Raw genomic sequence first — 20,375 nt, forward strand, 5'->3', positions numbered from 1 at the left:
GATGACTGAAGACACCAAGGCGTCCGCCTCTGCACCCGCCGCTGGCGCCGCCCCGGACCACGCCACGCAGCTCCGCAACGCCTACGCGATGCGGGCCGCGTCCTACGCCCACATGTTCGACGTGCTGCGCGAGCGCTACGGCACTGACACGGCGCTGGACATCGGGCGCGAGGCGACCCGCCGCCTGGGCGAGGCGATGGGCGTGAAGTACGCCGCGCACGGCCCGGACGACCTCGCCGGCCTGTGCCACGCCTTCCTCGACGGCATCCCCAACCGCGATTCCATGTTCGCGCCGGAGATCAAGCGCTGCGACGGCGACGCGCTGGAGATCCATTTCCACCGCTGCCCCCTGAAGGAGGCGTGGCAGGCCCAGGGCAAGTCCGACGAGGATCTGGAACTGCTCTGCAACATGGCCGGCGCCATCGACGGCGGCCTGTTCGAGGCGGCGGGCTTCGTCTTCCGCGGCGAGACCTGGAAGCCCGGCGACGAGGGCTGTTGCCGCCTGAAGGTCCTGCCCGGCCCCAAGGCCGCCTGATTCACGCCCACCGAACGACGCTGCCCAATTCCGGCACCGAAGCCGGCCTTCGCAAGAAAGGTTCACCCACGATGACCGCCCTGAAGACCGCCTCCCTCGCCGCCCTCATGACGGCCGCGCTGGCCGGCACCGCTCTGGCCGCCGACACCGTGAAGATCGGCTACCAGCTTCCGTTGACCGGCGAGACCGCCCAGTACGGTCAGGACTTCCGCAAGGCCGCCGAGATCGCGCTGGCCGAGTTCAACGCCGCCGGCAAGCCCTTCAAGGCCGAGATCGTCTTCGAGGACAGCCGCTCCGACGCCAAGGAAGGCACCAACATCGCCCGCAAGTTCGTGGACGACAAGGCGATCGTCGGCGTGCTGGGCGACTTCACGTCGGGCGTGTCGATGGCCTCGGCGCAGGTCTACAAGGACGCCGGGATGCCGCAGCTCTCGCAGACGGCCTCGCACCCCGACTACACCAAGATCTCCAAGTACCAGTTCCGCAACATCGCCACCCAGGCGCAGGAAGGCCCCTACAACGCCAAGTGGATGCTGTCCAAGGGCTACAAGAACATCGCCGTCATCGCCGAGCAGACCGACTGGGGCCAGTCCGTCGTCTCCGGCTTCACCGACGGTGTGAAGGCCAACGGCGGCACGGTGGTCTTCTCCGAATTCTTCAACCGTGGCCTGAAGGACTATCGCTCGCTGATCAGCAAGCTGGAGCGCGCGAAGCCGGACGCCATCTACACCGGCTTCTTCTACGAGGACGGCGCGCAGTTCCTGCGTCAGGTTCAGCAGCTCGGCATCAAGACGCCGGTCTACTCCACCTCCGCCGCCTACAGCCCGAAGCTGATCGAGCTGGCCGGCGACGCGGCGGAGGGCGTGCACCTGACCTCCAACTTCCTGCCGACCGATCCGGCCCCGCACATCCAGCATTTCGTGACGGAGTGGAAGGCCGCCTCCAATGGCGCGGTTCCGGGCCAGTTCCCGGCCCAGGCCTATGACGCCGTGCGCATCATGCTGGCCGCGGTCGAGAAGGCCTATCCGAACCCGACCCGCGAAAAGGTGCGCGACGCCCTGGCCCAGACCAAGGACTTCCCCGGCGTAACCGGCAAGACCAGCTTCAGCGCCGACCGCGAGGCCGAAAAGGAACTGGTGAAGGTCGAGGTCAAGGGCGGCGCCTTCGTGCCGGTCGCCGACTGACCGGCACGCCCGCTTCCGACCCGATAGCCCAACGATCTCCAGCGAACGGCCCGCATGATCGACCCATACTACCTCCAGCAGCTCGCCATCGGGCTGTCGCTGGGGATGACCTACGCGCTGATGGCGATCGGCTTCACGCTGATCTTCGGCGTGCTGAACGTCGTCAACTTCGCCCATGGCGAGGTCTACACGCTGGGCGCCTTCGCCGGGCTGGTGCTGATCTCCGCGACGGCCCCGCCGATCTTCGCGGTGATCTTCATCGCCCTGGCGATCGGCGCGCTGGCCGGATTCTCGCTGGAGCGGGTGGCCTTCAAGCCCTTCCGCCGCTTCACCGACGAGGCGTCGCTGAAGTCGCGGGCGATGCGCGAATCCACCCTGCTCTCCTCGCTCGCCGTGTCCATCGTGGTGCGCGAGGGGCTGGAGATCGTGTTCGGGTCGCAGATGCGCTCCGTCCCGTTCGAGTATCTCATCAACACGCCGGTGCGGATCGGGCCGGTGATTCTGGTGACCGGCGACTTCATCATCTTCGGCGTGGCCGCCGCGATGCTGATCGGTCTCCAGTATCTGCTGACCCGCACCCGCATCGGCTTGTCGATCCGGGCGGTGTCGAACAACCCGCTGGGCGCCAAGTATGTGGGCATCGACACAGACCGCACCATCATCATGACCTTCGTCGTCGGCTCGATGATGGGCGCGGCGGCGGGCATCCTGACGGGGCTCTATTACGGGGCGATCTTCCCCTCCATGGGCTTCGTGCCCGGCATCAAGGCCTTCGTCGCCATGGTGATGGGCGGTCTGTCCTCCATCCCGGGTGCCGTGATCTGCGCCCTGATCCTGGGCATCTCGGAGAGCATGGCGACGACCTTCGTGTCGTCGGGCTGGTCGGACATGGTGGCCTACGGCTTCCTGATCCTGACCCTGATCTTCTTCCCCAACGGACTGTTCGGAGCGCGCCGTGAACGTGTCTGACCTGTCGGCGCCGCGCCGCGGGCAGGGCGCGCTGATTCCGCTCCTGCTCGCCCTGCTGGTCTTCGTCGGGCTACCCGCCCTGTTGGCCGGCTTCGACCGCGGCTATTTCTACCAGATCGCCAATCTGGCGCTGATCTTCATCCTGCTGTCCGCCTCCATGCATCTGGTCACGGGTGTGGCCGGGCTGCTGCATCTGGGGCACGCGGCCTTCTACGGGGTGGGCGCCTACACCGCCGCCCTGCTCTCGACCAAGTTCGGGCTGGGCTTCACGGTGACCCTGCCGCTGTCCGGTCTGGTGGCGGCGCTGATCGCCTTCCTGGTGGCGCTGCCGACCATGCGGCTGGTCAGCATCTATTTCGCCGTGGCCACACTCGCCATCGGGCAGATGATCTATCTGGTCATGCTGAACTGGGTGGAGTTCACCAAGGGTCCCAACGGCATCATCGTCACCAAGGGGCTGGAACTGTTCGGCTTCAGCCTGTCGGGCCGGCTTGCCACCTATTACACGGTGGCGACGGTGGTGACGCTGTGCGTCCTGGCGATCGGGCGGCTCAGCCATTCCTATTACGGCAACGCGCTGCGCTCGATCCGAGAGGACGACCAGTGCGCCGACGCCATGGGCGTGCGGACCGCGCGGCTGAAGATGGAGGCCTTCACCCTGTCGGCCTTCTTCGCCGGGGTGGCGGGCAGCCTGTGGGCGCACATGACCGGCTACATCTCGCCGGGCGACTTCAAATTCTCCGAATCCATCCTGATCCTGGCGATGGTGGTGGTCGGCGGTCTGGGCAGCCTGCCCGGAGCGGTGATCGGCGCGCTTCTGCTGATCCTGCTGCCGGAGGGGCTGCGCGCCTTCGGCGACTTCCGCAACATCATGGTCGGTCTGGTGATGTTCCTGTCGATCCTCCTGCTGCCGAAGGGCCTGCTGGGCGAGGTCTCCGCGCTGCAGCTCGCGCGGCGCCAGTTGGGGACGGCGTGGCGCAACACCGCGAAGGGCGAAGGGATCGGCTGGCGATGACCCATCTTCTCGACATCCGCAACGTCAGCCGCCGCTTCGGCGGCGTGCTGGCGGTGAACGACGTGACCGGCCATGTGGACGAGGGCGAGCTGGTCGGGCTGATCGGTCCGAACGGGGCGGGCAAGACCACCCTGTTCAACCTGATTTCCGGCTTCACGCCGCTGTCGTCGGGCACCGTCGCCTTTGACGGCAGGACCATCAGCGGCCTTAAGACGAATCAGGTGGCACGGCTGGGCATCAGCCGCACCTTCCAGAACCTGCGCGTCTTCCCGAACATGTCGGTCTTCGACAACGTGTCGGTCGGCGCGGTTGGCGCTTTGCCGCAGGGGCCGCTCGGCGCCCTGCTCGGCTCCCTCGCGGGGGGCGGCGCCCGCTCCGCCGAGATCAGCCGCCGCACCTGGGAGGCGCTGGAGGCCGTCGGCCTGACCCATGTGGCGGGCGAACTGGCGGCCAACCTGCCCTACGGCCAGCGCAAGTATCTGGAGATCGCCCGCGCGCTGGCGATGCAGCCGCGATTCCTGATCCTGGACGAGCCGGCCGCCGGCCTGAACGACACGGAAACCCGCGCGCTGGCCGACTTCATCAAGCGGCTGCACGGCACCGGCCTGACCATCATGCTGGTGGAGCACGACATGACCCTGGTCATGAGCATCTGCCAGCGCATCCTGGTGCTGGCCTCCGGACGCAAGATCGCCGACGGCCCGCCCGACGCCATCCGCCGCGACCCGGCGGTTCTGGAAGCCTATCTGGGGGTGGACGCATGACCCAGCCGAATTCCAATGGGCCGAATTCCAACGGCCCGATCCTCGCGATCGGGAACCTGCACGTCACCATGGGGCCGCAGGAGATCCTGCACGGCATCGACCTGACCGTGGCGCAGGGCGCCATCGTCGCCGTTCTGGGCTCCAACGGCGTGGGCAAGACGACGCTGATGCGGGCGATCTCGGGCGTCTACCGGGCGAGCCGGGGCGGCATCGCCTTCCGCGGTGAGCCCATCGCCAACCTGCCCGCCCACCGCATCGTCAAGCTCGGCCTGTCCCAGGCGCCGGAGGGCCGCCAGATCTTCTCCAACATGAGCGTGCGGGAGAATCTGGTGCTCGGCGGCGGGGACGTCGGGCTGGGGGAACTGGACCGGATGCTCGACATGTTTCCGGTTCTCCGGGAACGGTTGCGCCAGAACGCCGGATCGCTGTCGGGCGGCGAGCAGCAGATGCTGTGCATCGCCCGTGCCCTGATGCGCCGCCCCGCCCTGCTTCTGCTCGACGAGCCGTCTCTGGGGCTCGCCCCAATGGTGGTCGCGCAGATCTTCGATCTGGTGCAGCGAATCCGGGCGGAGGGCGTGTCGATCCTGCTGGTCGAGCAGAACGCCCGCGCCGCGTTGCGGGTCGCCGACCATGCCGCGGTGATGGAGGACGGGCGCATCGTGCTGGCCGGACCCGCCGCCCAGCTCCGCGACGATCCGCGAATCGCCGAAGCCTATCTCGGCGGGCACGCCCATTGACGGTTCTTGAAACAGCGCCGCCGGATCAAGGCGGCGGACAGGACGGAAGGCTGAAACGCAAAGCCCTTCTCCCCGCCGTGGGAGAAGGGCTTTGGACAAGCAGGCACAGGCAGAGCCCTATCAGGCTGCGGCGGTCGTCACCGGTTGGAGACCGCGCGTCATCTGGCCGAACGCATCGCGGAAACGCGGCAGGGCGACGTCGCTGTCGGCGAAGCGGACATGGGTGGTCGCCTTGTCGACCGCCCGCACCTCGAAGGCGATGGACAGGCCGAAACGGTCCAGCCGCAGGGTGCCGCGCTCGCCGACTCCGACGCCGGTGACCCCCTTCAACATGGCGCCGCCGCTCGACAGGTCGGTCAGCGTGCCGGACTGGTCGCGCCCCTGCACCACGACTCCGCAGGCCTCGTTCACGCGGTAGCGCGGGCTGCGGCGGCGGTCGGCGTCGCTGGTGGAGGTGCGGACGACCCGCACCAGCACGCGGCGCAGCTCGTCGATGCTGTTCGCCACCTCGTCCGAACCGGCCCGGACGCCCGACGCCTGGGCGCCGGTCTGGTCGGCGTCGCTGGACACGGCGGCGATGCGCACCGACACCTCCTGCGCGGCGTTGGAGGTCTCCACCACGTTGCGGCTGATTTCCTGGGTGGCGGCGGCCTGCTCCTCCATCGCGGCGGCGATGGCGCTGGAGATCTGGTCGATCTCGCCGATGGTGTCGCCGATCTCCGCCACCGCACCCACGGCGGTGCTGGTCACCCCCTGGATCTCCGCGATCTGGCGGGTGATCTCCTCGGTCGAGCGGGCGGTCTGGTTGGCGAGGTTCTTCACCTCCTGCGCCACCACCGCGAAGCCCTTGCCGGCCTCGCCCGCGCGCGCCGCCTCGATGGTCGCGTTCAGCGCCAGAAGGTTGGTCTGGCTGGCGATGTCGGTGATGAGCTTCACCACCTCGTCGATGCGCCCCACCGCTTCGGACAGCGACTGGATGGTGCCCTGGGTGCGCTGGCCGTTCTCCACGGCGCGGCGGGTCACCGCGCTGGAATGGGCGATCTGGGAGGAGATCTCGCGGATCGAGGCCGCCAGCTCCTCGGTCGCCGCCGCCACGGTCTGGGCGTTGGCGAGCGCTTCTTCCGCCGCCGCCGCGACGTTCTGCGCGTTGATGCTGACCCGCTCGGCGGAGCTGGCCATGGCGTCGGCGTCCTGGGCCATGCCGCCGGTGCGCAGGGCCACCTGCTCCACCGCGTGGCTGGCCTCGCGCTCCACCGTCTCGGCCATGGCCTGGAGGGCGGCGATGCGCTCCTCCTCCGCCTGGCGCTGGCGCTCCGCGCGCTCCTGGGTGGAGTAGTTCAGCTTCGCCTTCACGGCGCGGATCTGCGACCGGATGCGGGCGAATTCCGCCACGCCGGAGCTGGGAATGTTGCTCATCAGGTCGCCGCGGGCGATGGCGTCCAGATGCGTTTCCACCAGCCCGAGGGGGCGCCGCACCGTGCCCAGGACGCTGAGCGTGCCGATGCCCGCCACCAGCAGACCGAACAGCATCAGCCCGGCGAAGGCCGCGACGCTGTCGGTGCCGGTCAGGCTCATCCAGCCGAGGATCATGACGGTCAGCAGCAGAAGGCCCGTGGTCGCAAGGATGCGTCCGGCGATGCTGGACGCCAGATCGCTCAGCCAGACGCCGAAGCCGCGGCGGACGATCTGGCCGTCCAGCAGCGCATACTGCTGGCCGCGTCCGGCGCGGATCTCGGCATAGATGCGCTCCGCCTCCGCCACCGCCTCGCGGCTGGGCTTGGAGCGGATGGAGATGTACTCCGTCACCACGCCCTTCTCGGTGATCGGGGTGACGTTCGCCTTGACCCAATAATGGTCGCCGCACTTCGAACGGTTCTTGACGAGACCCTCCCACGGGCGCCCGTCCTTGATGGTTTCCCACAGGTTGGCGAAGGCCGCCGGAGGCATGTCGGGGTGCCGCACAAGATTGTGAGGTGAGCCGAGCAATTCTGTTTCTGAGAATCCGCTAATATCGACAAATGCTTTATTGACGAATGTAATCTTGCCGCGTGTGTCGGTACGCGACACCAGCAGCACATCGTCGGCCATCTCGATTTCGCGGTTCGTAACCGGTCCATTGTCGCGCATAAGCCTGCACCCCGTCGCGTAGAACACCTGCCGAACACTACTTAAGTGGTATTTCTACTGTATTAATGGCAAAAAATCATCACCGTATTATCCCACCATACACGACCATGGTCCGGGACCCGCGATGAGCACATTCGCCCTCTATGCCGCTGCCGCCGTTGGAGAAATTGCCGGTTGCTTCGCCTTCTGGGCGTGGTTGCGGCTGGAAAAATCGCCCTTGTGGATTCTCCCGGGCCTGCTCTGCCTGACGGCCTTCGCCTGGCTGCTGACCCGGGTGGAGGCGGAGTTCGCCGGGCGCGCCTACGCGGCCTACGGCGGGGTCTACATCGCCGCCTCGCTGCTGTGGCTGTGGGTCGCGGAGGGCCGGACGCCCGACCGTTGGGACCTGATCGGCGCCGCCGTCTGCGGCGTGGGAGCCGCCATCATCCTGCTCGGACCGCGGGGAACCGCCTGACCGCGGAAGCGGCACCATTCCCCCCTCGGGCCGTTGGAAGGGGCACCTCATTCACAGCGCAGCAGGACCGTTCCGATGACCGACTCCGCAAAGCCCGTCCGTCTTCTCGGCCTTTCCGGCAGCATCCGCCGCCAGTCCCACTGCACCGCGGTGCTGAGCACACTCGCCGACTCGCTGGGCGGCAAGGCGGAGATGACGCTGTTCCCGCTGAACGACATCCCGCCCTACGATCCCGACCTGGACGCCGAGAACACACCGGCGCCGGCCACCGCCTTGCGCGAGGCCATCGCGGGCGCCGCCGGGCTGGTCGTCATCTCCCCCGAATACAATTACGGCATGTCGGGCGTGCTGAAGAACGCGCTGGATTGGGCGTCGCGACCGGCCATGAGATCGCCGGTGCGCGGAAAGCCGATCCTCATCATGACCGCCTCCCCCGCCTTCACCGGCGGCGTGCGCGCCCAGCACGAGATGCGCGAGACGCTGTCCGGCATGATGGGCCGGGTCATCGCCCGCCCGCAGGTGGTCATCGGCACGGTGCACGAGAAGATCAAGGACGGCCGCCTGACCGACCGGGCCGCGCTGGACTTCGCGCTGGCCGCCATCGACGACCTGCTGGCGGAGATTGCCCTTCTGCGACGGGCGGAGGGTTTCTAACCTTCCGGAAGGGCGGGGCTGCCGCGCAAAGACCGATGGGGCTGGCTCAAGCGGGTAGATATTAGTATATCAGCACGCTTCATCCACGGTTCCCAGTGTCGATCATGCCCCTCACCCTCCATCTGCTGCCGCTCGCCGCCACCGTCGCCCTGTTGATGTCGCGGCGTGTCAGCATGCTGACCGCCGGAACCGCGGGCATGGCCCTGGCCGCCGCGGTGCTTTTGGTGGTGCTGAGCGCGGCGCAGCCCAGCGGAATCGCCGCTCCGGATTGGACAGCCCGGCTGCCCACGCTGCTTCCCGCCGTGGCGCTGAAGGCCGGGGAAGGAGCATGGTTGGCGTGGCACGCCATGTCGATCATCGCGGCGGGCCTGCTGTTCCACCGCGCCTTCGAGGCGCGCGCCGTCAAGGCCAACGTCCAAAGCGAGGTGAAGACCCCGGCGGACCGACGCCGCGCCGTCTTCGTCGCCTGCCTGCTGGCCGGTCCCTTCGCGGAGTCGGTGACGGGGTTCGGCGTCGGGCTGGTCGTCGCGCTCGCCATGCTGCGCCCGTTGAACCTGCCGCCGGCGCACGCGGCGGCGCTGGGCCTGTTCAGCCAGATGCTCGCCCCCTGGGGGGCGCTGGGCGTGGGGACGCGGGTCGGGGCGGAGCTGATCGGTGTGCCCTTCGCGGAGCTGGGGACCGCCAGCGCGGCCCTGATGGTGGTGGTGCTGCCCTGCCTGCTGCCGGTGTTCTGGCGGCTGATCCATGGTGCCGGGCTGACCTCCAGCCTGACGGACCGGGCGCGGGACGTCGCCCTGATGCTGGTTCTGGCCGGGCTGCTCTGGCTGACCAACCGGTATGTGGCCCCGGAACTGGGCGGCGGGTTGGCGACGGCGGTGCTTCTGGTGGCGGTGGAGGCACGGCGGCTGCCGCGCGACCTCGCCGGCCTGTCCCGGCTGCTGGCCCTGCTGTGGCCCTATGTGGTCCTGGTCGGCGGGCTGATGGCGACCCGGCTGGTGCCGCCGCTGTCGGACTGGACGGCGGACCGGCTGGTGCTCGACCCCTTCGGGGGGCTGGCGCCGATGCCGCTGCTGCGCCACCCCTCGACGTGGCTGGTCGCCATTGCCCTGGTCATGCTGGCGGGCTTGCCGCGCGGGCGCGCTCCGCGCGTGGCGGGTCCCGCCCTGCGCGCGGCGCTGGTGCCGATGGCGGCGACCCTGGTCTTCGTGGAACTGGCCGCCTTCATGGCCGCTTCCGGCGGGGCCGCGGCCTTCGGGCAGGCGTGGCAGGCGGTGGCGGGCTCCGCCGCCGTGCTGGCCGTGCCGGTCCTGGGGGCGGCGACGGGCATGCTGACCGGCTCCAACACCGCGTCGAACGCCCTGATGATGAACATCCAGGTCAATCTGGCCTCCGGCAGCAGTCTGCCGCTGATCGCCGCCGCCGCCATCCAGGTGGTGGCGGGCAGCGTCTGCACCCTGCTGACGCCGGGCCGGATCGTGCTGGCTTCCAGCCTTCTGGGGCTGACCAAGGCGGAATCGGCGATCTACCGGCTGGCCCTGCCCATCGGCTTCGCCTCCACGGCGTCGCTGCTCGCCGTCGTCGTGCTCTGGGTCTGGCTGGTGTAGGGATCAGTCCTGGGGTTCCGGCTCCGCCGCGCGGTCGGGGAACAGCTCCTCCACCCGCACGCCCGACTCCCGGCAGATGCGGGCCAGCCGGTCGGAGGGCAGGACGTCGGTCACGAAGGTGTGGACCTGCGAGATGTGGCCGATGCGGACCGGGGCGGTGCGCTCCAGCTTGCCGCGGTCGGCGACCAGGATGACGTGGCGGGCGTTCGCCATGATCGCCTGCGACACCCGCACCTCGCGGTAGTCGAAATCGAGCAGCGCCCCGCTCTCGTCGATGGCCGAGGCGCCGATCACCGCGAAGTCGGCCATGAACTGGTTGAAGAAGTCGATGGCGGCCTCCCCCACGATGCCGCCGTCCGACCGCCGCACCACGCCGCCGGCCACGATCACCTCGATGTGCGGTTCGGGACGAAGCAGGTTGGCGACGTTGATGTTGTTTGTGATCACCACCAGCCCGCTCCGTCCCTGAAGCGCGCGTGCCACCTCCTCCGTCGTCGTGCCGATGTTGATGAAGAGGGAGGAGCTGTCGGGCACCAGCTCCGCCGCGCGGCGCCCGATGGCGCGCTTCTCGTCCTGGGCGATCAGCCGCCGCGCCTCGTAGCCGAGATTCTCCACCCCCGACCCGGCGACGGCACCGCCATGCACCCGCTGGAGCAGACGGCGGTCGCACAACTCGTTCAGGTCCTTGCGGATGGTCTGCGGCGTGACGTTGAAGCGGGCGGCCAGGTCGTCCACGATCACGCGCCCCTGCGTGCGGGCGAGCGCCAGGATATCGGTTTGCCGGGGAGTCATGATGTCCATGGCGGCATTCAAGCGGACCGCCGCTTCGCCCGCAAGTTCATTCGAAAGCGGATCGGTGTCCTCCTCCCCCGCCGTCAGAGCCTTTGCCCGTCGGACCCGAAGAGATGCGCGGTTTCGCCGCGCAGGTTCAAGCGCAAGCGCTCACCCGCCGTCACCGCCCGGTCGCCGTCGAGGCGGACGAGGACCCGCTGCCCGTCCTCCAGCGCGGCGTGGCAGTGGGTCTCGCCGCCCAGCCGCTCCACGGCGATCACCGCCGCGACCAGCCCGGCTCCCTCGCCCGCCAGCCCCACATGCTCCGGCCGGACGCCGAGCGTCAGGGAGGTTCCCGCCGGTGGCGCGGCGCCGTCCACCGGGATCTCCAGCGGCACGCCGCCGGGCAACCACACCCGCACCGAGCCGCTCGCCCGCCCTTCCGACACCACATCCAGGAAATTCATGGCGGGCGAGCCGATGAAGCCGGCGACGAAGCGGTTGCGTGGGTGGTGGTACAGCTCCAGCGGCGTGCCGGCCTGCTCCACCCGCCCGGCGTTCAGGACCACGATGCGGTCGGCCAGGGTCATCGCCTCCACCTGATCGTGGGTCACGTAGATCATGGTGGCGCGCAGGTCCGCCTTCAGCTTGGCGATCTCCAGCCGCATCTGCACGCGCAGGCCCGCGTCGAGGTTCGACAGCGGCTCGTCGAACAGGAAGACCTGCGGCTCGCGCACGATGGCCCGCCCGATGGCCACGCGCTGGCGCTGCCCGCCCGACAGGTCGCGCGGCTTGCGGTCGAGCAGATCCTCGATTTGCAGCAGACGGGCGGCGGCGCGCACCCGCTCCGCGATGGTCCTCTTGTCCGTCCGCGACAGGGTCAGGCCGAAGGCCATGTTGTCGTAGGCCGTCATGTGGGGATAGAGCGCGTAGGACTGGAAGACCATGGCGATGCCGCGCGCGGCGGGGGGCCGGTCATTCACCCGCTGCCCGCCGATGAACAGGTCCCCGGCGCCCGGTTCCTCCAGCCCGGCGATCAGGCGCAGCAAGGTGGACTTGCCGCAGCCGGACGGGCCGACGAAGGCGACGAACTCGCCGTCCGCGACCTCCAGATCGACGCCGTGGATGACCTCGATCCGCCCGAAGCTCTTGCGCACCCCGCGCAGCGTGACGCCCGCCATCGCCCTACCCCTTCACAGCACCAGCGGTCAGGCCGGAGACGATCCGCCGCTGGAACAGCAGCACCAGCCCGATCAGCGGCACCGTCACCACCACCGACGCCGCCATGATCCGGCCCCAGGGAAGCTCGTACTGGCTGGCCCCCGACATCAGCGCGATGGCCACCGGCACGGTGCGCGCGTCGTCGGTCAGGGTGAAGGTCAGGGCGAACAGGAACTCGTTCCAGGCGGCGATGAAGGCGAGCAGCCCGGTCGCCGCCAGCGCCGGCCCCATCAGCGGCAGGAACACCCGCGTCACGATCACGAAGGGACCGGCTCCGTCCACCATGGCGGCCTCCTCCAGTTCCTTCGGCAGTTCGCGCATGAAGGTGGTCAGCACCCAGACGGTGAAGGGCAGCGTGAAGATCAGGTAGGACAGCACCAGCGACCCGATCCGGTTGTAGAGGCCGAGCCAGCGCACCAGCTCGAACAGGCCGGACAGAACGGCGACCTGCGGGAACATCGACACGCCCAGCACCACGAACAGCAGAAGCCCCCGCCCGCGGAACCGCACCCGCCCCAGCGCGTAGGCGGCCAGCACCGCCAGCCCCAGCGACAGGGCCACCACCGCCGATGCGGCCAGCAGGGAGTTCAGGATGTTCCGCCCGAAGGGCTGCTCCCGGAAGATGGCCGTGTAATTGTCCAGGGACGGTTGCGACGGCCACGCCTCCACCGTGAACAGCGCGCTCCCCGCCTTCAGCGAGGTGATGACGGCCCATGCGAAGGGAAACACCGCCCAGACGACGATTCCCACAACCAGCAGGCCCAAGGCGATGCGTTTCAGGGCCATATCCTCACCTCCCCGCATCGACGCGCACGCGGCCCAGCGTCACCGCGACCACCGTCGCCGCCGCCAGCACCAGGACCAGCAGGGTCGCCGCGGCGGAGCCGTAGCCCACGTCCTGGAAATCGATCAGATATTGCCGGGCATAGACCGACATCGACATGGTGGACCGGCTGTTTCCGGTCAGCACATACATCAGGTCGAACACGCGCAACGCGTCCAGCGTCCGGAACAGCACCGCCACCATCAGCGCCGGGCGGATCAGCGGCAGGGTGATTCGGAAGAAGACCGTCACCGGATGAACCCCGTCCACCCGCGCCGCCTCGTACAGATCGCGGGGAAGCATCTGAAGCGCGGCCAGGATCAGCAGCGCCATGAAGGGCGTGGACTTCCACACATCCACCGCGATCACCACCGGCAGGGCCAGATCGGGATCGGCGGTCCAGGCCCTCGGCTCGGCGATCAGGCCAAGTCCCATCAGGATCGCGTTCACCACGCCGTAGAGGTCGTGGAACATCCACCCCCACATCTGGGCCGACACCACGGTCGGGATCGCCCAGGGGATCAGCACGGCGGCGCGCAGCAGCCCACGCCCCGGCAGATGCGCGTTCAGGATCAGCGCGATTCCCAGCCCGAGCGCCGTCTCGATCCCCACCGAGACGACGGTGAAAACCAGCGTGTTCCACACCGCCCGCCACCAGACGGGATCGCGCACCAGCCACAGGTAATTGTCCAGCCCCACCCCCTGAAAGCCGTCCAGCGTGGCGAGCGTCGCGTCGGTGAAGGAGAAGAAGACGGTGCGGAACAGCGGCCAGCCCGCCACCCCCGCCAGAACGACCAGCATCGGCAGAAGGAACAGCCACGCCGCCCGGCGCCTCTGCCGCTCCAGGCTGGATCGCGGAAGACCGATCACCAGCGCCCTCCCCGGCTGACGCGGACCAGGGCCTCCTTGAGTTCCGGAAGCATAGCCTTGGCGTCCTGCCGCCCGGTCAGCACCTCGTGGACGTTGGCGTAGAACTCCGCCGACACTTGATTGTAGCGCATGCCCGTCGCCTGGGCCGGGCGGTTGACCGAGTTGGCGATGGAGTCGGCCAGCTCCGCGAAGAAGGGGTTGGCGGCCACCACCTCCGCATCCTCGTAGAGCGCCGGAATGGTCGGGTTGGAAGCGCCGTGGATCGCCCGCCGCTTCTGCTCGGCCATACCGGTCAGGTACAGCGCCAAGCCCACCGCCTCGTCCGCATGGGCGGAGAACTTGCTGACCGCCAGCATCTGTCCGCCCAGCGTGGACGTGTGGCGCCCGTCCGGCCCGCCCTTGGGCAGAGGCACCACCGCCACCTTGCCGCCGACCGCGCTGTCCGGCGCGTTGACCAGCGTCCAGGCGTAGGGCCAGTTGCGCATGAAGACGGCGTTGCCGGATTGGAAGACGCCGCGCGCCTCCTCCTCCATGTAGTTCAGCACGCCGGGCGGGCTGATGGAACCGACCCAGCCATGGGCCATGTCCAGCGCCGCCGCGGCGCGGGGGTTGTCGATGGTGATGGCGCCGTCCGGGTCAACGATGGTGCCGCCGTTGCGGCTGGCGATCCACTCCAGCGCGTTGACCGTCAGCCCCTCATAGGCGCGGCCCTGCCAGACATAGCCCCACATCCGGTCGCGCCCGGCGGCGCGCTCCGCCCGCTGGATCAGGGCGGCGGTGTCCTGAAGCTCCTCCCAGGTCTGCGGCACCGGGCGCCCGTGGGCCTCCAGCAGGTCCTTGCGGGCATAGAGAACTCCGGCGTCGGCGAACCAGGGCAGGGCGACCAACCGCCCCTTGACCGTCGCGGCCTCGATCATCGCCGGAAGGTGTTGGCGGACGATGTCCGGCCCGGCCCGCTCCGTCAGATCGACGAAGTAGTTGCCGAGGATGCCGGGCCAGACCACGTCGATCTGGAAGACGTCGATGTCCGGCGACCCGGCGGCGAGAAGCTGCTGATAGAGCGCCAACTGCTCGCTCGCCCCCTTGGGCGGGGAGACGAATCGGACCTCGTTCCCGCTGCGCCGCGCCCATTCCTGCGCGCCGTCGCGGCACAGGTCGAAGCCGATGCCGAGCCCGCTGCAGGCGAGCGTCACCGTCGCCCCGGCGGCGGGAAGCGCCGGCAGGGCCGTCAGCACACCGGCCAAGAGCAACGCGCACCGCCGCGCCATGGGAGTCCATCCGTTCCCGGTTCATCCAGGTCCGGTTGGGAAACTCCAATGGCCGCGGTCGAGTTCCCTAGGGGCGAATTGCAGCCGAATGACAAAGCCCTCTCCCCCCTGGGGAGAGGGTTGGGTGAGGGGGATTTACGCTCGGCTGGGCGGAGGAAAGTTCTCGCATTGCGAAGTGAAGTGGATCGCCTTCGGCGCCCCCTCATCCTAACCTTCTCCCCAGGGGGGAGAAGGAACAGGCATCAGGCGGGCGCGGCGGCCTCGCGGCGGCAGTGCAGCAGGCTGAACAGGCCGAAGGGCGGCACCGTCTGCAACTCCTCCACCTTCAGGCGGGAGCCGGACATCAGCGTGTCCAGCGTGAAGTCGGGCCGCCAGCCCAGCTTCTTGGAGAAGGGCGCCATCCAATTCTCCACCGAGCGGCGGATGCCCGGCTTGTCGGCGGCGAAATGATTGACGATCAGGATGTCGCCGCCGGGGCGGCAGACGCGCTCCAGCTCGTTCATCGTGCCCTGCGGGTCGGGGACCACCGTCATCACATACATGGCGACCACGAGGTCGAAGCTGCCGTCGGCGAAGGCCAGCTTTCCGGCGTCCATCTCCAGCAGACCTTCCACATTCTCCAGCCGTTCGCGGTCCACCCGGTCCTGCGCGACGCGCAGCATCTCGGAGGAGAGGTCGATTCCGACGACGCGGTTGTCCTTGCGGTAGTCGGACAGGGAGATGCCCGTGCCCACGCCCACCTCCAGAACGCGCAGTCCGCCCCGCCGGTTGATCCACTTCACGGCGGCGTGCCGGCCCGACGCCAGCAGGTTTCCGAAGACGGGGTCGTAGAAACGCGCGTAGCGCCGGTAGGCGGCGCGGATGGAGTCGGCGTCCATTGGGTCTCCCTCACGATTCCTGGCGCAGGTTCTTTCGGCCGCGACCATAGCGGCCTTTCGTCACACAGAAAAGCCGCAGCGCGCGCCGGAGTTCCACGCCGCCCCGCGCTTGCCCGCCCGCTCCGCCGCGCCGTCAAATGTGCATCACCGATGTTGACACCACCATCAACATGACTCATGGTGCCGCCGCGATCACCCGAAATAAGGGATGCCCCGTGGCCCACGAGATGAGCGGCGAGGAGCTGCGCCGTTACCGCGAACAGCGCGGCATGAACCAGCAGGCCCTGGTCGGCTGGCTGAACGAACGGCTGAACCGGCGTTACGACCGCGCCAAGATCTCCCGCTGGGAAACCGGGGCGGAGCGGATTCCGCAGATCGTCGCGGGCGCCCTGAAGACCGCGACGGAGCCGGTCGGCATCCCCGCCGCCGCTGTCCGGGCGGCCCCGGTGGTCTTCTGCGCAGCCAACCAGAAGGGCGGGGTCGCCAAGACGACCACCTGCGTCAACGTCGCGTGGCTGCTTGCAGGCTCGGGCCGCCGGGTGTTGTTGATCGACTGCGATCCCCAGGCCAACGCCACCGTGCATCTGGGCGTCGATCCGCACGAGCGGGAACTCGCCAAGGCGACCCTGACGCACGCGCTGAAGGCCAGCCGCCCGATGATGGAGTTCATGACTCCGGTCTGCGACGGGGCGTTCGACCTGCTGCCCTCCTCCATCTCGCTGGCGGCGGCGGACCGGGAGCTGCTGCGCCAGCCCAACGGCACGCTGATCCTGCGCGCCAAGATCGCCCAGCTTGCCGGGCAATATGATTTCGTGGTGCTGGACTGCCCGCCGCATCTGGGCGAACTGACCGTCTCGGTGCTGAACGCCGCCGACCAACTCCTGATTCCGACGCAGACGGAAATGCTGTCCATGATGGGCATCCCGCAATTGTTCGAGACCATCGCCGGCGTGCGGGAGCTGGTGAACCCGCGTTTGCAGATCCTCGGCATCCTGCCGACCATGTACAGCCCGCGCCGGCTCCAGGACGAGACGGTGATGGGCGAGTTGCGGGAGCTTGCCGCGGCGGAGCAGCTCCGCCTCTTCTCCCCGGTGAAGAGGGCCGCCGACTATTCCAAGAGCGTGATGGCCGGTCGGCCCGGCCTCGCCTACAACCCGAACTCCGCGGGCGCGGAGAGCTTCCGCGAGATCGCGGACGCCCTGCTGGCGCTCGCCGGGGAGGAGATGCGCCATGGCGCGTAAGCTCGACACCTCCAACGCCGGCCTGTTCAAGCGCGCGCTCAGCCGCACCGGCAGCGGCGGGGGCAGCAACGCCGCCCTGTTCGGCCTGTCCGGCAAGATGCGCCACCGCGAAATCCCGCTGGATCAGGTGGAGCCCAACCCCGACCAGCCGCGGCGCAACGCCCGCGGGGCGGACATCGCGGCGCTTGCCGCCTCCATCGGCGAGCGGGGGCTTCTGCAACCCATCAACGTGCGGGAGGTGGCACCCGACCGCTTCCAGATCGTGGCGGGGGAGCGGCGCTACTGGGCCTATCGCTCGCTGGAGCGGGAAACCATCCCGGCGCTCGTCATCGACACCGACGACGTGCAGGCGCTGGCCCTGATCGAGAACGCCCAGCGCGTCGATCTGCACCCCATCGACCTCGCCATGACGCTCGCCCGGCTGATCGGGGACAAGGGGCTGACGCAGGATCAGGCCGCCGTCCTGATCGGCAAGTCGCAGGAGTATGTGGCCCGGCTGCTGGGAATCCTGCGCCTGCCCGCCCGCATCCTGGATGAGGCGCCGGACCAGCCCGCCGTCTCCGTCTCCCTTCTGATGGAGCTGGCGGAGCTTCCCGACGAGGACGCGCAGTTGGCCCTGTGGGCGCGGGCGGGCCATGGCCTGACCGTGAAGGAGGTGCGCGGCGCCAAGCAGGAACGCAAGGCGGCCCGCCCGGACACCCCCTCCGTAGCGCCCGTTCTGCGCGCATTGCGCAGCAACGTCGGGAAAATGCACAACCTGAAAGCGTCCGGCCACGCCTTGGCCGAGGAACAGCGGCGGGAACTGCGCGAACTGCGCGACGCCATCGACGCGCTTCTTCGTAATTGAAGGCTGCCGGAATGGGTCCGTGAAATAGTTTTTTTTTGGCACACTTGCGTATCGGTAGGCGTCATACGACAAAACTCGACTTTTGCGCGATGCTTGGTAATGTCCAAGCCATCCGTCTCCAGAAGGGTGCAGCCATGTCCGATACCGCCGTCGCCGATCCGTCCGCTCCCACCGATCAGCCGCCCGCCGCGCAGCCTCCTGCGATCCAGACGCCCGTGGTTCAGACGGCTGCCCCGCCGCCGAGCGGCGCCGCCGTCATCCAGAACGAGCAGGGCAAGGCGAATTCCCTGCTGAACACCATTGCGGACAAGCTGGACCGGTTGGTCACGCTGACGGTGGTGACCGCGGTCGCCGACATCGACGTGGTGCAGAACGACCCCAATCAGGTCGGCTTCACCTGCCGTCCGAAGTCCGGCAGCACCATCGAGGCGTTCCAGACCCAGGTCAATCTGGTCACCGGCGACATCGAGAACCTGATCAGCCGCGATTTCGCGACCAACACCGCCTACCAAAGCCTAACCGAGTTCCATCTGGCCCAGGTCACCAAGAGCAGCGACATCGTCAGTTCCAACCTGAAGGCGATCCGCGATCTGGCCGTCCAGATCTCCGGCCGCCCGAGCTGAGCACCCGACGCCTGATGCCGGCGGGCGGCAGCCCCGCCTGCCGGCGACCGCCCCTCATGTCCGCAACCCGCTGTGTCCGCAAGGTGGCCGATGTCCCAGTTCGTCGATCTGGCGCGCAACCTTCTCGCGCTTGAAATCAACACCGTTCTGAAAGCCGGCATCTCGGCGGAGAAGATGCCGCTGGCGGGGGATGCGCTGATCGATCTGGCGCAGGAATATTATATCTTCCTGTGCGACCAACTGGACGTGTTCGGCAGCCGCGAGACCGCGACCCTCGCCCCATGGGCGGCGCGGATGTCGGAAACCTTCCATTGGGGGCTGGCGCCCTTCGCGCCGCCCGCCGACGCCACCCGGCCCGACCGGTACGACCCGTTCTTCTTCAGCCGCGACCTGCCGGGCAACGACCCCGCGCGCGGCACCACGCTGAAGGTCTTCGACGACATCCGCGAGGTGGCGAGCTGGCTGCGCGAGATGATGGACCGCACCCACGACGCGGCGCGGATGCCCGGCGCAAGCGCCGAGGTGGTCTCCGCCGCGGCGGTGGTCGACCGCGACGCCCTGCCGATCCTGATGCGCATCCAGCGCAATTCCGACCAGATCAACGACGTCCTGCGGCGGCGCGGGCTGGACACCGTCAGCTATCTGCGCGGCATGGACGACGAGGTCCGGCGCATGTCCGCTCTGAAGACGGCGGACGTCGTGACCATCCGCAAGGCGTGGGACGTCGGGACCGAACTGGTGGTCATGCAGTCCACGATCCAGATCGACGGCGACGTGGTCACCCGCCTGCTGAAGGGACGGGACACCGCCGGCAGCGCCGTCATGATCGGCGTTCACAAGGACGCGGTGGACGTCTCCTTCCGTTATTGGAGCTTCCTGATCGACGCTCTGGGCCGCTTCGCCGGGAAGGCCGTGAATTCCCTGGTGGGAGACACGGGGTAGCCGGCTGCGCCAGCGCCTTCTCGGCGACCTTCCGCACGGCTTCGTCTGGCGGCGTGACGCCCTGGCCGAAATGGCGGGGCGGCTGCGCCGGGGCGAGGCCGGCCTGATCCCGCGGCGCGGGCACGGCGTCGCCCTGATGCTTCAGTTCTTCGTCCAGGGCGGGCGGACGATCATCCTGCGCGTGCCCGTGACCGCCCCGCCGTCCGGCGGCAGCGGCAGCGGCAGCGGCGGCTGCTGCCTGCGCACGGTGCCGGTCCGCGTGTCGATCCAGCCCGACGGCGACGTCCTGGTCGCCCTGCCCCGCGCGGATGTGGAGGACGGGCGGTTCGACGCCGTGTCCGCGGCCCATCTGACCACGCAGTTGCGCCGTCTGGTGCAGCGGGTCACCACCGCAAACCCGCTGTGGGGGATCGACGCGCTCCAGGCGCTGGGCGAGGCCGCCGCCGCCGTGACCGGGCTGTGCAGCGGTGCCGTTCTGCTGTGGAACGGGTTCGAGGAGATGTCCGCCGGCCAATGGGCGCACAGCGGCGTCACGCTCGCCCTGCTGGCGGCGCCGGCCGTGCTGGCCAAGCTGCGGCCCTGGCTTCTGGGGGCGGTGGCGCCCAAGCTGTTTCCGCTCGCGCTCAAGGCTGGCGAACGAATCGCGCGGATTTGACCCGAATGCGCGGGGTCTCTGGCTTGGTGCGATGCAGTAAGGCCCTGAAAATTCATTTCTTATTGACATTCCTGTGAAAAATCGCGTTTGCCCGCATCTGCGATGTTGCAGCGCATTGGCCCGACACCGGACTTGATCTATATTGCTCCTGCCGTTGAAGTTGATGGCCGCATCAAAAGGACCATCGGCGCGA

21 protein-coding genes are annotated in these 20,375 nt (G+C 68.7%); 14 read left to right on the forward strand and 7 right to left on the reverse strand.

The genetic code is table 11. The annotated features are described in order from the left end of the window. The first annotated feature begins 1 nt into the window (after position 1). From DS843_RS14675 to DS843_RS14700, 6 genes are all read left to right on the forward strand, one after another. Positions 2 to 535, forward strand: a complete 534-nt coding sequence (locus tag DS843_RS14675; protein WP_149469633.1) for an L-2-amino-thiazoline-4-carboxylic acid hydrolase — start codon at positions 2 to 4, stop codon at positions 533 to 535. A 71-nt stretch (positions 536 to 606) separates the two neighbouring features. After that, positions 607 to 1,719, forward strand: a complete 1,113-nt coding sequence (locus DS843_RS14680) for an ABC transporter substrate-binding protein (RefSeq protein WP_149469634.1) — start codon at positions 607 to 609, stop codon at positions 1,717 to 1,719. Positions 1,720 to 1,773: 54 nt separating this feature from the next. Next, positions 1,774 to 2,688: a branched-chain amino acid ABC transporter permease gene (locus DS843_RS14685; RefSeq protein ID WP_149469635.1), complete on the forward strand. Its 915-nt coding sequence runs from the start codon at positions 1,774 to 1,776 to the stop codon at positions 2,686 to 2,688. Next, the gene (locus DS843_RS14690; protein ID WP_208852243.1) at positions 2,675 to 3,703 is read left to right on the forward strand and encodes a branched-chain amino acid ABC transporter permease; all 1,029 of its coding nucleotides are present in this window, start codon (positions 2,675 to 2,677) and stop codon (positions 3,701 to 3,703) included. The genes DS843_RS14685 and DS843_RS14690 overlap by 14 nt, the downstream gene beginning before the upstream one ends. Continuing rightward, positions 3,700 to 4,467: an ABC transporter ATP-binding protein gene (locus DS843_RS14695; RefSeq protein ID WP_149469636.1), complete on the forward strand. Its 768-nt coding sequence runs from the start codon at positions 3,700 to 3,702 to the stop codon at positions 4,465 to 4,467. The genes DS843_RS14690 and DS843_RS14695 overlap by 4 nt, the downstream gene beginning before the upstream one ends. Beyond that, entirely contained in the window at positions 4,464 to 5,204 is a 741-nt protein-coding gene (locus DS843_RS14700) for an ABC transporter ATP-binding protein (RefSeq protein ID WP_149469637.1), read from the forward strand. The genes DS843_RS14695 and DS843_RS14700 overlap by 4 nt, the downstream gene beginning before the upstream one ends. A gap of 120 nt (positions 5,205 to 5,324) precedes the next feature. On the opposite strand, the gene DS843_RS14705 is transcribed toward DS843_RS14700, so the two are convergent. Beyond that, entirely contained in the window at positions 5,325 to 7,331 is a 2,007-nt protein-coding gene (locus tag DS843_RS14705; RefSeq protein ID WP_208852244.1) for a methyl-accepting chemotaxis protein, read from the reverse strand. A gap of 124 nt (positions 7,332 to 7,455) precedes the next feature. Here DS843_RS14705 and DS843_RS14710 point away from each other — a divergent pair, with 124 nt between their 5' ends. The 3 genes from DS843_RS14710 (at position 7,456) to DS843_RS14720 (ending at position 10,043) form a co-directional block, all read left to right on the forward strand. Next, positions 7,456 to 7,785 (forward strand): YnfA family protein, encoded by a 330-nt coding sequence (locus tag DS843_RS14710; protein ID WP_149469639.1) that lies wholly within the window; start codon positions 7,456 to 7,458, stop codon positions 7,783 to 7,785. Between the two features lie 75 nt (positions 7,786 to 7,860). Beyond that, positions 7,861 to 8,439, forward strand: a complete 579-nt coding sequence (locus DS843_RS14715; RefSeq protein ID WP_149469640.1) for an NADPH-dependent FMN reductase — start codon at positions 7,861 to 7,863, stop codon at positions 8,437 to 8,439. A gap of 104 nt (positions 8,440 to 8,543) precedes the next feature. Further along, on the forward strand, positions 8,544 to 10,043 hold the full coding sequence (locus DS843_RS14720; protein WP_149469641.1) for an L-lactate permease: 1,500 nt from the start codon (positions 8,544 to 8,546) through the stop codon (positions 10,041 to 10,043). 3 nt (positions 10,044 to 10,046) lie between these two features. Here the strand turns inward: DS843_RS14720 and DS843_RS14725 are convergent, their stop codons facing one another. The 6 genes from DS843_RS14725 to DS843_RS14750 form a co-directional block, all read right to left on the reverse strand. After that, on the reverse strand, positions 10,047 to 10,844 hold the full coding sequence (locus DS843_RS14725) for a DeoR/GlpR family DNA-binding transcription regulator (RefSeq protein ID WP_149469642.1): 798 nt from the start codon (positions 10,842 to 10,844) through the stop codon (positions 10,047 to 10,049). A 74-nt stretch (positions 10,845 to 10,918) separates the two neighbouring features. Further along, a complete protein-coding gene (locus tag DS843_RS14730) occupies positions 10,919 to 11,995 on the reverse strand; it encodes an ABC transporter ATP-binding protein (protein WP_149469643.1) in 1,077 nt (358 codons plus the stop codon). Positions 11,996 to 11,999: 4 nt separating this feature from the next. Next, a complete protein-coding gene (locus tag DS843_RS14735; RefSeq protein WP_149469644.1) occupies positions 12,000 to 12,821 on the reverse strand; it encodes a carbohydrate ABC transporter permease in 822 nt (273 codons plus the stop codon). A 4-nt stretch (positions 12,822 to 12,825) separates the two neighbouring features. After that, the gene (locus tag DS843_RS14740; protein WP_475849190.1) at positions 12,826 to 13,728 is read right to left on the reverse strand and encodes an ABC transporter permease subunit; all 903 of its coding nucleotides are present in this window, start codon (positions 13,726 to 13,728) and stop codon (positions 12,826 to 12,828) included. Next, positions 13,725 to 14,996, reverse strand: coding sequence for an ABC transporter substrate-binding protein (locus tag DS843_RS14745; protein WP_149469646.1), 1,272 nt, complete (start codon positions 14,994 to 14,996; stop codon positions 13,725 to 13,727). The genes DS843_RS14740 and DS843_RS14745 overlap by 4 nt, the downstream gene beginning before the upstream one ends. 242 nt (positions 14,997 to 15,238) lie before the next feature. Then, positions 15,239 to 15,874: a class I SAM-dependent methyltransferase gene (locus DS843_RS14750; protein ID WP_149469647.1), complete on the reverse strand. Its 636-nt coding sequence runs from the start codon at positions 15,872 to 15,874 to the stop codon at positions 15,239 to 15,241. Between the two features lie 215 nt (positions 15,875 to 16,089). Here DS843_RS14750 and DS843_RS14755 point away from each other — a divergent pair, with 215 nt between their 5' ends. The 5 genes from DS843_RS14755 to DS843_RS14775 all read left to right on the forward strand — a co-directional run bounded on the left by DS843_RS14755 (position 16,090) and on the right by DS843_RS14775 (position 20,182). Then, positions 16,090 to 17,115 carry an AAA family ATPase gene (locus DS843_RS14755; protein ID WP_149469648.1) on the forward strand — a complete coding sequence of 342 codons (1,026 nt, stop codon included), beginning with the start codon at positions 16,090 to 16,092 and terminating at the stop codon, positions 17,113 to 17,115. Continuing rightward, positions 17,105 to 17,962 (forward strand): ParB/RepB/Spo0J family partition protein, encoded by an 858-nt coding sequence (locus DS843_RS14760; RefSeq protein ID WP_149469649.1) that lies wholly within the window; start codon positions 17,105 to 17,107, stop codon positions 17,960 to 17,962. Before DS843_RS14755 ends, DS843_RS14760 begins: the two co-directional genes overlap by 11 nt. 134 nt (positions 17,963 to 18,096) lie before the next feature. Next, positions 18,097 to 18,585 (forward strand): hypothetical protein, encoded by a 489-nt coding sequence (locus DS843_RS14765; protein ID WP_149469650.1) that lies wholly within the window; start codon positions 18,097 to 18,099, stop codon positions 18,583 to 18,585. A gap of 90 nt (positions 18,586 to 18,675) precedes the next feature. After that, positions 18,676 to 19,527, forward strand: a complete 852-nt coding sequence (locus DS843_RS14770; RefSeq protein WP_149469651.1) for a hypothetical protein — start codon at positions 18,676 to 18,678, stop codon at positions 19,525 to 19,527. A 70-nt stretch (positions 19,528 to 19,597) separates the two neighbouring features. Next, positions 19,598 to 20,182, forward strand: a complete 585-nt coding sequence (locus tag DS843_RS14775) for a hypothetical protein (protein WP_149469652.1) — start codon at positions 19,598 to 19,600, stop codon at positions 20,180 to 20,182. Positions 20,183 to 20,375 lie beyond the last annotated feature (193 nt).

Origin of the sequence: Roseomonas genomospecies 6 (assembly GCF_008365375.1) — a bacterium.
GTDB lineage: Bacteria > Pseudomonadota > Alphaproteobacteria > Azospirillales > Azospirillaceae > Azospirillum.

Excerpts from the sequence above, each read along its gene's own strand:
- DS843_RS14675 (WP_149469633.1), top strand. The coding sequence starts at position 2 with ATGACTGAAGACACCAAGGCGTCCGCCTCTGCACCCGCCGCTGGCGCC.
- DS843_RS14680 (WP_149469634.1), top strand. The coding sequence starts at position 607 with ATGACCGCCCTGAAGACCGCCTCCCTCGCCGCCCTCATGACGGCCGCG.
- DS843_RS14685 (WP_149469635.1), top strand. The coding sequence starts at position 1,774 with ATGATCGACCCATACTACCTCCAGCAGCTCGCCATCGGGCTGTCGCTG.
- DS843_RS14695 (WP_149469636.1), top strand. The coding sequence starts at position 3,700 with ATGACCCATCTTCTCGACATCCGCAACGTCAGCCGCCGCTTCGGCGGC.
- DS843_RS14700 (WP_149469637.1), top strand. The coding sequence starts at position 4,464 with ATGACCCAGCCGAATTCCAATGGGCCGAATTCCAACGGCCCGATCCTC.
- DS843_RS14705 (WP_208852244.1), bottom strand. The coding sequence starts at position 7,331 with ATGCGCGACAATGGACCGGTTACGAACCGCGAAATCGAGATGGCCGAC.
- DS843_RS14710 (WP_149469639.1), top strand. The coding sequence starts at position 7,456 with ATGAGCACATTCGCCCTCTATGCCGCTGCCGCCGTTGGAGAAATTGCC.
- DS843_RS14715 (WP_149469640.1), top strand. The coding sequence starts at position 7,861 with ATGACCGACTCCGCAAAGCCCGTCCGTCTTCTCGGCCTTTCCGGCAGC.
- DS843_RS14720 (WP_149469641.1), top strand. The coding sequence starts at position 8,544 with ATGCCCCTCACCCTCCATCTGCTGCCGCTCGCCGCCACCGTCGCCCTG.
- DS843_RS14725 (WP_149469642.1), bottom strand. The coding sequence starts at position 10,844 with ATGGACATCATGACTCCCCGGCAAACCGATATCCTGGCGCTCGCCCGC.
- DS843_RS14730 (WP_149469643.1), bottom strand. The coding sequence starts at position 11,995 with ATGGCGGGCGTCACGCTGCGCGGGGTGCGCAAGAGCTTCGGGCGGATC.
- DS843_RS14735 (WP_149469644.1), bottom strand. The coding sequence starts at position 12,821 with ATGGCCCTGAAACGCATCGCCTTGGGCCTGCTGGTTGTGGGAATCGTC.
- DS843_RS14745 (WP_149469646.1), bottom strand. The coding sequence starts at position 14,996 with ATGGCGCGGCGGTGCGCGTTGCTCTTGGCCGGTGTGCTGACGGCCCTG.
- DS843_RS14750 (WP_149469647.1), bottom strand. The coding sequence starts at position 15,874 with ATGGACGCCGACTCCATCCGCGCCGCCTACCGGCGCTACGCGCGTTTC.
- DS843_RS14760 (WP_149469649.1), top strand. The coding sequence starts at position 17,105 with ATGGCGCGTAAGCTCGACACCTCCAACGCCGGCCTGTTCAAGCGCGCG.
- DS843_RS14765 (WP_149469650.1), top strand. The coding sequence starts at position 18,097 with ATGTCCGATACCGCCGTCGCCGATCCGTCCGCTCCCACCGATCAGCCG.
- DS843_RS14770 (WP_149469651.1), top strand. The coding sequence starts at position 18,676 with ATGTCCCAGTTCGTCGATCTGGCGCGCAACCTTCTCGCGCTTGAAATC.
- DS843_RS14775 (WP_149469652.1), top strand. The coding sequence starts at position 19,598 with ATGGCGGGGCGGCTGCGCCGGGGCGAGGCCGGCCTGATCCCGCGGCGC.